The following is a 13,507-nucleotide window of genomic DNA, read 5'->3' on the forward strand; positions in this document are numbered from 1 at the left end:
CCTTGTTGCAATTAATATTCCTTTGATCGTGTGTTTTTATCTAATAATGTTAAGCATGATCGTTGATTTGGTAGCGGATGGGAGGTCATAAAGGATATAGAAGTTGTTACAAAGCGGTTAAGTCTAAAATGATCTGTAATGTATTTGAACCAATGACTTTTGTTGTTTAACATGCTGATTCGTATTCTTTTAATGTTGTTTTGGTTTTCTTAATTTTAATAGAGTAAATCGGTAAAAAGTAAAGTTATGGAAAAGGCAAAAACATTTGATTCACTTGACAGAGAGGATAGAGAACTTCTACTAAAAGCGCCTGTATTGGTTTCATTTATGGCAGCCACTAAAGATAATATTATGGATGCACAGGAAAAGGCTGATGCCTTAGATATGGCTCATTTAAGAACTTTTACCGCGAATCCGAAGTTACAACCTTATTATATGGAGGTTGAGAAACGCTTTAAACCGCTGTTAAAAGAAATGATCGAGATGTATCTTCCTATGAATGAATATACCAGAAAGACAGTTAAAGAAGAGATCAATAAAATCAATGAACTTCTTGGAGAGATGGATAAGGAGTTTGCTACTCTATTACACAAAAGTCTTAATAGTTATGCGGAACACGTAAGAAAGGCTGATCGCAATGTTTTAGAATATTTCATGATCCCTTTTATAGTTCCCGGAATTAATGAATTATAGTATTTGATGAAAGATATCCAGGTTAGATGGGTACGCTAAAATAATTTGGATCCGTTAAATTAAATATGCAGATTACTCAGTTTAAAACCTGTAAAGTTTAAGGTGATTTCTGCCATGGCTAAAACATCTTTCAACGTTTAAATACCCATATAAATTCGATTCGAAGGAGATAGGCTCCCCGAATCGAATCATTAATAATTTGATTAACTTTCAGAAACTTCAACCTCAGAAGGGGTTTCCTCAAGTTGATTGTACTTCTCCAACTGTTCTTCTTCTCCCGTAAAGTATGGAAATACATCAAATATTGGAGATTCCGTAATAGATGGGATCGTATAATCACTCATGGTGTCTTTCATTGCCAATGTAGTGTTTTCGAACGCTTCTTTTACATCATTGGCCTGAACGAGTAAATAAATATTGGATTTACGTTCTTTTCCGCTTTGCTCATCAATGGTTATTAATGAAACTTTGGTTTTGAACCAACGATCTGAATTTTCAAACGGATGGACCTCAGAGAAATTAGCCACTTTGATATTCATGATCTGAAATTCCTCACTTGTTAACTCTACCATTACTTCATTAATTCTCGATTCAGCTTCGGTAAATGAAACAGCATCCAGAAGGTAGGTTTCAGAGGTTAGTTTTTGTTCTCCGGTTTCATGGGTTTTTCTATATTTTACTTTGCATTCGTACCAGGTTACGCTCATATTTTTAATTTTTTAGGGTGCCAAAAGTAAAATTAAAATGGTTCCATAAAAACTAATTAGACCCTGAGTTGTTCACAATTTATACTATCCGTACTTCAATACATCAGTATAGCGTTTAGATTGTGATGATTAGAGGTTAGGTCTGTTGATGAAGAGCAATGAATATACTTAAGGAAACATTTTATACAGGAATGAACAGTAATATACTCGTCCATACTTTATCCATACTTTAACCATACTTCATCTATACCGTAACTACGCTTGAAATATGCATTATTTGGTGCTTAATTTTGATGAGTTTGGTATTGAAAAATAAGATTTAAACGATTTTGCATGAATTTATACAATCTTATAAAATGCATGTAAAATTAGAAGATTATGAAAGAAACCTTAATTTTCTAATGTAAGTCTTTTGGGCTGTTTTACAGGTTTAAAAAGACAGCGGCACAAACAGATACATCATTCCGCAAATGAGAATTATGAAATTTAGTTAGGCATTTGGAACAGGGTATATTCGTTAGACTACTTATTAGTATAAAGAAGCTAATTCAATACGCACTTCTTTTAATTTTACAATGTATTCTTTAACATCGTGAATTAATTCACCGTCTTCGTCTAATTCGACCTTTTTGAATACACATACTTCATCATTAATTCTTTTGATATGTGCTTTGATGGTGGCATTTGAAAAGTAGATATTTACGATATCACCACAGCTGAATTTAGACTTTATTCTTTTAGCGAAGAAATTGGTTGAGAGTAAGTTTGGTATCATGTTTTATAAGTTTAGGTAAATAACAAAATTAAGATATTCCAAAATGCTGAAATTCATTCATTTACCGGGTAAACAGTACTTAATGTTCGATGTAAGTACCAAAACGAATTATTATAGAGTGATCAAAAATTTACAACCTTCATGAGGTCATGAAGGTTGTAAAATTCATTTTAAGAATGATTCTTATCTGTTTTGGTTGTTCATTTTTTGCATAATGGTATCAAATTTTTCATTGGTAATGGGATTTACGTTTTGAATTTTGAGATACCAGTTTAAAAAGTTATTCATTCGTTTAATTGAGCTTTGTCCTTTTTGAGATGTAATGGTAGTATTCATAACTCTCTGGTTTTTTTGGTATACATTGTAGTTACATACATCATTTAATCAATTATATCCTTAATAATTGTTTAAATGTAACCGATTTAACGGCAGTTCCATCATGAGATTACGAGGCGATAAAGTAGGTTTAAAACAGTTTAAATGAGCATTTAAAGCGTTTACTTAAATTTATGAAATTGAGGAGGTTAAGGTTGAAAGTTGTGGATTAACCGTGTTTAAAATCCGATAAAATGGGAAAAATGAATATTAATTCAGGGGGGAGATAAAAGAAAACCCCCACTCTAAAGGTGAGAGCGGAGGTTTAACACACACTAAAAACTAATCAAATTTAATGAATAGAGAATTGGTTGGTTAATGGTCTAGTTTAAATAATTGTGGACTGTCCGTAATTAATATTTTCCTGATTGTAGTTGATTGAATCCTCAGCATGAGCAATATAATCAGCAATAAAATCTCCTACTTGTTCAGTACCATACTGACTGTCCGGGTTAAGGTCGGTTGTTACTATTTTCATTTCAAGCGACTTATCGACCGCTTTATTTATGGCTTGAGCTTCTTCGTTTAATCCAAAATGCTCTAATAGCATGGCTGCCGATAAAATCGAGGCAACAGGATTTGCGATGTTTTTTCCTTTGGCTTGCGGAAAAGAACCATGAATTGGTTCGAACATTGCGTTTTCATCACCTACCGAGGCAGACGCTAATAATCCGATTGATCCGCCAATAACACTACCTTCGTCAGAAATGATATCACCAAACATATTTTCCGTTAAAATGACATCGAACTGACTTGGGTTTAAAATTAACTGCATTGCAGCATTATCAACAAAAAGGTAGTCTAATTCAACATCTTCGTAACTTTTACCAATATTTGTAACAACTTTCCTCCATAATCGGGAAGTTTCTAAAACGTTGGCTTTATCTACAAGTGTTAATTTCTTTTTTCTATTTCTTGCAGCTTTAAATGCAAGATGGGCAATACGTTCTATTTCTTTTTCTGAATATTCACAAAGGTCAGAAGCTATAGTTCCTTGTTCATTTAGTTTTTTCTCTCCAAAATAGATTCCTCCTGTGAGCTCACGATATATAGTAAGGTCGGTTCCTTCAATTCGATCTCTCTTTAAGGGCGATTTATCGATTAGTGTAGGGTAGGCCTTAATAGGTCTGATATTTGTGAAAAGTCCTAATGATTTTCTCAGCTTTAACAAGCCTTGTTCCGGACGTACTTTTGCCGATGGGTCATTATCATACTTAGGATCTCCGATGGCTCCGAATAAAACTGCATCATATTCCAGGCACAGATCCAAAGTTTCCTGGGGAAGCGGATCACCAGTTTTATCTATAGCAATAGCTCCAGCTAAAGCTTCTTTAAAGGTAAAAGTATGGTTATATACATCTGCTACGGCATTTAAGGTTTTAATTGCTTGAGCAGTTACTTCAGGTCCGATTCCGTCTCCGGATAATACAGCTATATTTAATTTCATAACTTCTTTACTTAAAATTTTCTGGAAGCTTCAAAAGCTTCAATCTTCTCACGTTTACTTACTAAAAAGTCGATATCATCATAACCATTAATCAAACACATTTTTTTATATGCATCGATATCGAACGATTCTTTAATGTCTGTATTTGCTACCTCAAAAGTTTGATCTTCGAGATTGACAATGAGCTCAGTATTTGCATTTTCTTCAATAGCATTAAATACAGCTTTTAATGTCTCTGGTGATACTTGAATTGGTAATAAGCCATTGTTCAGGGCATTTCCCTTAAAAATGTCGGCGAAATAACTCGATATAACAACTTTGAATCCATAGTCTGTAAGCGCCCATGCAGCATGCTCACGGCTACTTCCACAACCGAAGTTATCACCAGCAACTAATATTTTTCCGCTGTATTTATTATTATTGAATACAAAAGATTCATTTTCACTACCATCCTTATTAAAACGCCAGTCTCTAAATAAGTTTTCTCCAAAACCAACTTTATTAGTTGCCTTAAGAAAACGAGCAGGAATGATCTGGTCAGTATCGATGTTTTCGATGGGTAGTGGTATAGCTTGTGATTTTAATTTCTCAAATTTTTCCATAATATTCTTAGGCAATAACTAATTCTTCTTCCTCAATTTCTTTACTTACATCTACAATTTTACCGGCAATGGCCGTAGCCACTGCTACCAGTGGACTCGCTAAAATAGTTCGAGCTCCCGGACCTTGTCTTCCTTCAAAATTTCTATTAGAGGTAGAAACACAATATTCACCTGCAGGTATTTTATCTTCATTCATTCCTAAACAAGCGGAACAACCACTTTGACGTATTTCAAATCCTGCTGCTTCGAAAATATCTTGTAATCCTTCTGCTTTAATCTGTTTGGCAACTTGTTGCGATCCCGGTACAATAAGGGCAGTTACATTGTCAGCTTTTTGCTTTCCTTTTATATATGCTGCTGCGGTTCTGAAATCTTCAATTCTTGAATTGGTACAGCTTCCTACAAATACATAATTAATTGGCTTTCCAAGTAATTTTTCACCTTTTTCAAAGCCCATATACTTGATTGACTTTTCAAAAGAAACGTCATTGATCTCAGGTATACGGTCGGTGATTTTTATTCCCATACCCGGATTGGTTCCATAAGTAACCATCGGTTCTATATCGGCAGCATCAAACTCATATTCTTTATCGAATGTAGCTCCTTCATCGGTTGGAAGAGTTTTCCAGTAAGCTACTTTTTGATCAAACGCATCTCCTTCAGGGGCAAATTCACGGCCTTTTACGTATTCGAATGTCGTTTCATCAGGAGCAATCATTCCTCCACGAGCACCCATTTCTATACTCATGTTACAAACGGTCATTCGACCTTCCATGGTCATATCTTTGAAAACATCACCGGCATATTCTACGAAATAACCTGTACCAGAGTTGGTGCCTAGTTTGGCTATGATATAAAGAATAACATCCTTGGGAAGGACACCATTTTTAAGTTTTCCGTTTACGGTAATTCGCATACTTTTTGGTTTGCTTAACAGTAAACATTGGCTAGCAAATACCTGTGCGACCTGACTGGTTCCAATTCCAAATGCAATGGTTCCGAAAGCACCATGCGTAGAGGTATGGCTATCGCCACAAACCATGGTCATCCCTGGTTGCGTAATTCCTAATTCAGGTGCCATTACGTGGACGATTCCCTGATATGGATGCCCCAAACCATAAAGTGTAATTCCTTGCTTATTACAGTTTTCTGTAAGCATCTCCACTTGCTTTTTAGATAGAAGATCTTGAATGGGCAGGTGTTGATCTTTAGTTGGAACATTATGGTCTGCCGTGGCAACAATCTGATCTTTCCTAAAAACAGGTATGTTACGTTCTTCCAATTCTGCAAAAGCCTGCGGACTGGTAACTTCGTGAATTAAGTGTTTGTCTATATATAAGATTTGTGGCCCGTTTTCAACAGTATCTACTACATGAGCGTCCCAAACCTTATCGAATAATGTTTTCTTTTCCATTTATAAATTATGCAATCGCTTTAATATCAATTTTACTAAGTTCAATGATCTTATGAATATCGTCATCCAATACTTCTTTTTTAAGGTCGGCAAATTTCAGGAATTCCTGATAAACTTCATCAAGTTGTAACTTAGTTAATTCGTATCCTACATTTTTCGCACGGTAAGCTAATGCTGCACGTCCACTACGAGCTGTTAATACAATAGCAGACTCCGTTACCCCTACATCGGCAGGATCAATAATCTCATAGGTCTCCCTATTCTTGATAACACCATCCTGATGAATACCTGAACTATGTGCAAAAGCATTTGATCCAACAATCGCTTTGTTTGGCTGTACAGGCATAGCCATACTCTCTGATACCAATTTGCTCATTTCATACAAATGTTTCGAATTGATGTTAGTATCCAGGTTTAAGTATGGATGCTGGCGAAGAATCATAACTACTTCTTCTAAAGCTGTATTACCAGCACGTTCACCAATACCATTAATCGTACATTCTATTTGGCGAGCTCCATTGGCAACACCAGCGATAGAATTGGCAGTAGCCAAACCTAAATCATTGTGGCAATGGCATGATAAAATAGCCTTGTCTATATCCTTAACATTTTCTCTAAGGTATTTCATTTTTGCGCCATATTCTTCCGGAAGGCAATACCCTGTAGTGTCAGGAATGTTAAGTACAGTAGCCCCAGCCTTCACTACAGCTTCACAAATTTGAGCTAAAAATTCATTATCTGTTCTACCGGCATCTTCTGCATAGAATTCTACATCCTCGACAAAAGTCTTAGCGTATTTAACTGCTTCTACAGCACGCTCAATTATTTTTTCACGTGTACTATTAAATTTATATTTAATATGTGAGTCTGATGTACCTATTCCGGTATGTATTCTCGGCTTTTTAGCGTATTTTAGCGCTTCTGCTGCCACCTCAATATCTTTTTTAACGGCACGTGTAAGCCCGCAAACGGTAGCATTTTTAACGATCTTTGCAATTTCTGTAACCGAAGTAAAGTCGCCCGGACTAGAAATTGGAAATCCTGCTTCAATCACATCCACTCCCAGCAGATCCAGTCTTTCAGCTATAACCAACTTTTGTTCGGTGTTTAACTTACATCCAGGAACCTGTTCTCCATCTCTTAATGTTGTGTCGAAAATTTGGACTTGTTCTTTACTCATATTGAATTTTTATAGTAATTTCATTAATGTGGAACGAATATATATATTGCGGTGTTAAAGTCGAATACTTCTTTATATAGTATTACAACGTTTAATATAATTTTAAGATATTTAAAATACTGATAATCAGTTATTTACATTTTATTTTGTTACAATGACAAGCAGTCCAAAAGAACCATTATTTGTTTTAGTGAAGTCGCTCTCAAAATCTGAAAAGAGACAATTTAAACTCTATGTAAACAGGTTAGGGGTAAACGCTGATGCAAAATTTTTAGCCCTTTTTAATTTGTTGGATAAAATGAAGACTTATGATGAAGATGAAGTTTTAAAAAGTGGTATTGTTAAAAAACAGCAACTTTCAAATTTAAAAGCCCATTTATATAAGCAAGTGTTAACCAGTCTTCGAATGAATCCAGTTAACCAAAACGTTCGAACTCAATTAAGAGAGCAATTGGATTTTGCTACTATTCTTTATCATAAAGGCCTGTATAGGCAAAGTCTGAAAATTTTGGATAAAGCTAAAAAGCTGGCCATTGATAATGAGGAGAAGGTTATAGCCTTTGAAATTGTCGAATTAGAAAAGGTAATAGAGACTCAATACATTACGCGAAGTATAAGTGGCAGGGCCGATGAGCTAGCGGTGCAAGCCAAAGAATTGATGCAGGACAATGTGATTACGAGTAAGTTGTCGAATCTTTCCTTACAGCTTTATGGGATAATGCTAAAAATGGGTTATGTTAGAAGTGATGAAGAGTACAAATGGGTAACCGATTATTTTAATGCCAGAATGCCTGAGTTTAAAATTGAAGATTTGGGTTTTAGGGAGAAACAATGGTTGTATCAGGCGGAATTGTGGTATAGTTTTCTGACGCAAGACTTTTTGAATTGTTATAAATTTTCAAGTAAGCTGGTCGATTTGTTTTATGATCACAAGACGATGATCTATTTAAATCCCGTATTCTTTTTAAAAGGAAGTAACTATTTATTAGAGTCGCTTTATTACATAAAGTATAAATCTCAATTTCAGCAGAGTTTGTCCAGGTTGGAAGAGACCCTGGAAGATAGTCAGTTCCCGAAAAATGGAAATTTAGAGGTTCTGTCTTTTTTATACATCAATAGTAACAAGTTAAATCTTCATTTTCTGGAAGGTACTTTTGAAGAAGGTTTGCATTTAGAAAAGCCTATTTTAAAAGGTTTAAAAGGATTTAGTGATAAAATAGACGAACACCATGTAATGATCTTTTATTATAAGCTTGCTTGTCTTTATTTTGGAATAGGAGATAATAGAAAATGTATCTTTTATTTGAAAAAAATAATTGATAATAAGAGTTTAGTAATGCGCGAGGATCTTATGTGTTTTTCCAGAGTACTGAGTTTAGTGGCTCATTATGAAGCCGGACTTGATTATCATTTGGAAGTGCAGTTGAAAAGCACTTATAAGTTCCTTTTAAAAATGAATGATCTTCATGAGGTTCAAAAGGAAATGATCAAATTTTTAAGAAACCTCGGTAATATTTATCCTCATGAATTAAAAGGAGAATTCAAAAAATTACATTCCCGATTGAAGAAATATGAGAATGATCCTTACGAAAGGAGAGCTTTCTTATATCTCGATATAATTTCATGGTTAGAGAGTAAAATAGAAAATAAGCCGGTTGGTGAGATCATCAGAGAAAAATCTAAACTTTTAATTCGATAAGCTTTTAAGCTTAAGAAATACTTATAGGGTTGGTAACAAAATCACATCATTTACGGCATATTCTGGAACTTAATTTCGCGGTACTATGCATTAGTACCTCGGGAACACTGGGCAAGTATATAAGTTTACCACCTGAACAAATCATTTTGTTCAGGTCAATTATTGCGGTAATTTTCATCTATATTTATTGTAGGTTAAGGAAATACGACTTTAAAATATCGGGGTTAGATTTCAAGATGGTTCTAATTTGTGGTGTTTTTTTTGGCATTCACTGGGTGACCTATTTCTATGCATTAAAGCTTTCTACGGTTGCTATAGGGATGCTCTCGATATATACCTATCCGGTGATTACTTCATTTTTGGAACCTGTAATATTAAAAACAGGATTTCAAAAATCGCATTTGGGTTTAGCGGTATTGGTTTTAACAGGTATTTATTTTCTGGTGCCGGAGGTGAGTTTTAAAAACGATCATTTTATAGCCGTAGTGGTGGGGATAATTTCTGCTTTATTTTATGCCATTAGAAACATTCTTATGAAACCAAAAGTGGCACGTTATGACGGGTCTGTTTTAATGTTTTATCAATTATTGGTCATTGTGTTAATGTTGAGTCCTTTATTATTATTCTCTGATTTTCTGCAGGTGCAAACTCAATTGTTGCCAATTGCCTTTTTAGCGCTTATTACCACTACAGTTGGCCACACGTTGTTATTGATGAGCTTTAAGCATTTTAGTGCTACTACGGCAAGTATTATGAGTAGTGTTCAGCCTATATACGGGATCCTTCTCGGGATGCTGTTTTTAAATGAAATACCAGAACTTCATACCATTATTGGAGGCCTATTAATCTTGAGTGCTGTATTTATCGAAAGTACCCGAACTATGCGGACTGCCAAAAATTCATAATTAATTACAGGCCTGCCACAATGGATCGTTTGGAAGCGGAGCAATAATTGAAACAGGTTCTTTCTTTACCGGATGAACAAAACTTAGTTTTCTTGCATGTAAATGGATACTGGCATCTGGATTACTTCTGTTAAAACCATATTTAAGGTCTCCTTTAATTGGACAACCAATTGCTGAAAGTTGACTTCTTATTTGATGATGTCGACCAGTTTCCAAATCTATTTCTAATAAATAGTAATTATCGAGCTCTTTGATGACTTTGTAATGCAGTACGGCCTTTTTACTGTCAGGTACCTCATTAAGGTGAGCATAGGATTTATTTTGTTTGGAGTTTCTAACCATCCAATGAGTCAAGGTGTCCTGGGTGTGGGGAGGTTTATTTTTTACCAATGCCCAATATGTTTTACTTGCTTCTTTAGATGCAAAAAGTTTATTTAAGCGAGGTAAGGCCTTTGATGTTCTTGCAAATAAAACAATACCGGTAGTGGGGCGGTCTAATCGGTGTACCACTCCTAAATAAACATTTCCTGGTTTATTGTATTTTTCTTTTAAGTAATCTTTTACAATGTCACTGAGAGGTGTATCGCCCGTTTTATCACCTTGTACAATATCACCGGCTCTTTTGTTTATAACTACAATATGATTGTCTTCGAAGAGTACCTGAAGGTTCTTTTTGTTTGATATTTTTTTCAAGGTGATAAAGGTTGAGAATTACTTAGTATTGTTCATCATCATTAGGGAAGTCCTGATTTTTAACATCAGCAACATATTGTGATACGGCTCCGGTGATTTCGTCATAGAGGTTCAAATAACGTCTTAAAAATCGAGGACTGAATTCATGGGTAATCCCTAACATGTCATGTATCACTAAAACTTGACCGTCTACTCCATTACCCGCACCAATACCAATAATAGGAATGCTTACACTTTGAGCTACTTCTTTCGCCAGATTTGCAGGGATCTTTTCCAGAACAATAGCAAAACAACCAATTTTTTCCAGGTATTTGGCATCCTCTTTTAATTTTTCAGCTTCCTGATCTTCTTTGGCTCTGACTGTGTAAGTGCCAAATTTATAAATAGATTGCGGAGTTAAGCCCAAATGGCCCATAACCGGGATCCCTGCGTTTAAAATTCGCTTAATAGATTCTTTAATTTCTTTACCTCCTTCAAGTTTTACTGCATGTGCGCCACTTTCTTTCATGATACGGATTGCTGATCGCAAGGCTTCTTTTGGGTCGCTTTGATAACTACCAAAAGGTAAATCGACCACAACCAGGGCTCTATCTATTGCTCGAATTACCGAACTGGCATGATATATCATTTGGTCGAGAGTGATGGGGAGCGTTGTTTCATGTCCTGCCATAACATTACTTGCTGAGTCTCCTACTAAAACTACATCGATTCCTGCTGCGTCGACCATTTTGGCCATACTATAGTCATATGCAGTTAACATGGATATTTTTTCTCCATGTTTTTTCATATCGACAAGTGATTTTACGGTAACTCTTTTGTATTCTTTTTTAGCTACAGACATAATGATTGTTTTTAGAGACAGTAAAAATAATGAGTTTTGTTAAACTTTTCTTTAATCGTATCGTTAAATCCTTATTCCTGTTTAACTTTAAAAAAAATAAACTTCCATGTTACGTTTTATACTATTGGTTTTGTTGTTCTTAACTCAAATGGTTTTTGGGCAACGTTCTACAGACGAAGCTGCAGTAAAGGAAACAATTGATGAGTTTTTTACTGGTTTTCACCAACAAGATTCGATTCAAATAAAAGCAACGGTGTTCAATCCGGTGATGCAAACTATAGGAAAGAGTAAAGAAGGTCTGACTTTGGTTAGAACAGAAACTTTTTCTAATTTCTTAAAATCAATTGTATCTATTCCTGAAGACAAGGTGTATCAAGAGAAGTTATTGGGCTATGAGATTAAGATTGACGGAGACATGGCTCACGCCTGGACTCCGTACGAATTTTGGCTAAATGATGAATTTAGTCATTGTGGTGTCAATTCTTTTCAATTGGTTCGCAAGGATGACGACTGGAAAATTATATACATAGTTGACACCAGGAGGAGGGAAGGGTGTCAGTAAACAATTTTTTTAAAATATTAGCAATCACTCAGGTTAACTCCTACAGCCAGGCCTCCTTCAGAGGTTTCTTTATATTTTGAATTCATATCCTTAGCGGTTTCCCACATGGTATTGACAACTTTGTCTAAAGGGACTTTTGCATTCTTAGGATCTGTATCCATGGCTAACTCGGCGGCATTAATTGCCTTAATGGCTCCCATAGCATTTCGCTCAATACATGGTACTTGTACCAGTCCTGCAATAGGGTCGCAAGTTAATCCCAAATGGTGTTCCATGGCAATCTCAGCAGCAATCAGAACTTGCTCAGGTGTTCCACCCATTAACTCCGTAAGTCCGGCAGCAGCCATGGCAGAGGATACTCCTATTTCGGCCTGACATCCTCCCATGGCAGCAGAAATAGTAGCACCTTTTTTAAATATACTGCCAATTTCTCCTGCTACTAGCAAAAATTGTTTGATATCATCGAAGTTGGCATCGTGATTTTCGATAACCATATAATACATCAATACCGCAGGTATAACTCCTGCGCTCCCATTTGTTGGGGCGGTTACAACCCGACCCAAAGAAGCATTAACCTCATTAACTGCAATCGCGAAACAGCTAACCCATTTAATGATTTGACGGAATTTAACCTCTGTATCACGAATTGCATAAATCCATTCTACGGGGTTGTTATATGGTTTTTCACTGATGAGTTTTTGATGTATATCGTAAGCTCTTCTTCTTACATTCAGACCGCCGGGTAGGGTGCCTTCCGTATGGCAACCAGTATACATGCATTCTAACATGGTATCCCACACCCGATTCAATTCTCTGTCAATTTCATCATCGCTTCTTAGCGACTGCTCATTTTCCAAAACTATTTCTGAAATAGTTTTGTTGTACTTTTCGCAGTGCGCCAGAAGTTCAGTAGCTTTTTGGATAGGATGAGGAAAGGTTTTAAAGGTAGCCAGGTTTTCTTTGGCATGAGTCCGTTCTTCCTTAACCACAAAGCCTCCACCTATTGAATAGTAGGTTTCACTATGTTGTGAACCTTCATGTGTGGTAGCTTCAAAAGTTAGTCCATTGGCATGAAAAGGTAAAAATTCTCTATGAAAAATAATTTGATTTTTTGGATCAAATTCTATTGTTCTTTTCCCTCCAAAATCGATGGTGTGCCCATCTTCGATTTCTTTTATGATGGCGTTAATGTTTTCAACCGGAACATATTCAGGATCGGCACCAGCCAATCCGAGCATAATAGCCAAGTCGGTGGCATGTCCTTTTCCGGTTAGGGACAGGGAGCCATAAACATGAACTTTTATTGCATTCACTTTTTCAAACAGACCTTCTTCCTGTAGTTCTGAAATCCACCTTTCGGCTGCTCTCCAGGGTCCTAAAGTATGCGAGCTGGAAGGGCCAACTCCAATTTTAAGCATATCAAAAACGCTAATACACTCCATTCACGAAATCGTTTTAGAATTTGGCAAATATACATTTTGTTGTAAAAGTAACTAAAGAGAATATTAAATAGTTTACAATCATTTTTTCTTTCAATGAAGATATTTCAGGTATAAAAAACATTTATGACAGCTTGTCATATTTTGCGTAATGGCATAGTCATTGACATATACA

General features: G+C 35.7%; 14 protein-coding genes. 4 read left to right on the forward strand and 10 right to left on the reverse strand.

Annotated elements, in window-relative coordinates; all coding sequences use genetic code 11:
* Nucleotides 1–246 precede the first annotated feature (246 nt).
* Nucleotides 247–693, forward strand: coding sequence for a hypothetical protein (locus BM361_RS11975; RefSeq protein ID WP_038263310.1), 447 nt, complete (start codon nt 247–249; stop codon nt 691–693).
* Nucleotides 694–896: 203 nt separating this feature from the next.
* Here the strand turns inward: BM361_RS11975 and BM361_RS11980 are convergent, their stop codons facing one another.
* The 7 genes from BM361_RS11980 to BM361_RS12005 form a co-directional block, all read right to left on the reverse strand.
* Nucleotides 897–1,400 (reverse strand): DUF4494 domain-containing protein, encoded by a 504-nt coding sequence (locus tag BM361_RS11980; RefSeq protein WP_038263312.1) that lies wholly within the window; start codon nt 1,398–1,400, stop codon nt 897–899.
* A 529-nt stretch (nt 1,401–1,929) separates the two neighbouring features.
* Nucleotides 1,930–2,175, reverse strand: a complete 246-nt coding sequence (locus tag BM361_RS11985) for a hypothetical protein (protein WP_074979087.1) — start codon at nt 2,173–2,175, stop codon at nt 1,930–1,932.
* A 183-nt stretch (nt 2,176–2,358) separates the two neighbouring features.
* A complete protein-coding gene (locus BM361_RS16990) occupies nt 2,359–2,511 on the reverse strand; it encodes a hypothetical protein (protein ID WP_161808345.1) in 153 nt (50 codons plus the stop codon).
* A 367-nt stretch (nt 2,512–2,878) separates the two neighbouring features.
* The gene (leuB, locus tag BM361_RS11990; RefSeq protein ID WP_038263316.1) at nt 2,879–3,997 is read right to left on the reverse strand and encodes a 3-isopropylmalate dehydrogenase; all 1,119 of its coding nucleotides are present in this window, start codon (nt 3,995–3,997) and stop codon (nt 2,879–2,881) included.
* A gap of 11 nt (nt 3,998–4,008) precedes the next feature.
* Entirely contained in the window at nt 4,009–4,599 is a 591-nt protein-coding gene (gene leuD / locus BM361_RS11995) for a 3-isopropylmalate dehydratase small subunit (protein WP_038263319.1), read from the reverse strand.
* 7 nt (nt 4,600–4,606) lie between these two features.
* Nucleotides 4,607–6,013: a 3-isopropylmalate dehydratase large subunit gene (gene leuC / locus BM361_RS12000; RefSeq protein WP_074979089.1), complete on the reverse strand. Its 1,407-nt coding sequence runs from the start codon at nt 6,011–6,013 to the stop codon at nt 4,607–4,609.
* 7 nt (nt 6,014–6,020) lie between these two features.
* Entirely contained in the window at nt 6,021–7,193 is a 1,173-nt protein-coding gene (locus tag BM361_RS12005) for a 2-isopropylmalate synthase (protein ID WP_074979091.1), read from the reverse strand.
* Between the two features lie 154 nt (nt 7,194–7,347).
* On the opposite strand from BM361_RS12005, the gene BM361_RS12010 reads away from it, so the two are divergent.
* Entirely contained in the window at nt 7,348–8,892 is a 1,545-nt protein-coding gene (locus BM361_RS12010; RefSeq protein ID WP_074979093.1) for a hypothetical protein, read from the forward strand.
* Between the two features lie 29 nt (nt 8,893–8,921).
* Nucleotides 8,922–9,797, forward strand: coding sequence for a DMT family transporter (locus tag BM361_RS12015; RefSeq protein ID WP_074979095.1), 876 nt, complete (start codon nt 8,922–8,924; stop codon nt 9,795–9,797).
* Here BM361_RS12015 and BM361_RS12020 read toward each other — a convergent pair whose 3' ends face one another.
* The gene (locus BM361_RS12020; RefSeq protein ID WP_074979097.1) at nt 9,798–10,490 is read right to left on the reverse strand and encodes an RluA family pseudouridine synthase; all 693 of its coding nucleotides are present in this window, start codon (nt 10,488–10,490) and stop codon (nt 9,798–9,800) included.
* A 22-nt stretch (nt 10,491–10,512) separates the two neighbouring features.
* On the reverse strand, nt 10,513–11,331 hold the full coding sequence (panB, locus tag BM361_RS12025) for a 3-methyl-2-oxobutanoate hydroxymethyltransferase (protein WP_038263332.1): 819 nt from the start codon (nt 11,329–11,331) through the stop codon (nt 10,513–10,515).
* Nucleotides 11,332–11,437: 106 nt separating this feature from the next.
* Between panB and BM361_RS12030 the strand changes: the two genes are divergently transcribed.
* Entirely contained in the window at nt 11,438–11,893 is a 456-nt protein-coding gene (locus BM361_RS12030; RefSeq protein WP_074979099.1) for a nuclear transport factor 2 family protein, read from the forward strand.
* 17 nt (nt 11,894–11,910) lie between these two features.
* Here BM361_RS12030 and BM361_RS12035 read toward each other — a convergent pair whose 3' ends face one another.
* Nucleotides 11,911–13,335 carry an L-serine ammonia-lyase gene (locus BM361_RS12035; RefSeq protein ID WP_074979106.1) on the reverse strand — a complete coding sequence of 475 codons (1,425 nt, stop codon included), beginning with the start codon at nt 13,333–13,335 and terminating at the stop codon, nt 11,911–11,913.
* Between the last annotated feature and the right edge of the window lie 172 nt (nt 13,336–13,507).

Origin of the sequence: Zhouia amylolytica (assembly GCF_900116365.1) — a bacterium.
Classification (GTDB): Bacteria; Bacteroidota; Bacteroidia; order Flavobacteriales; family Flavobacteriaceae; genus Zhouia; species Zhouia amylolytica.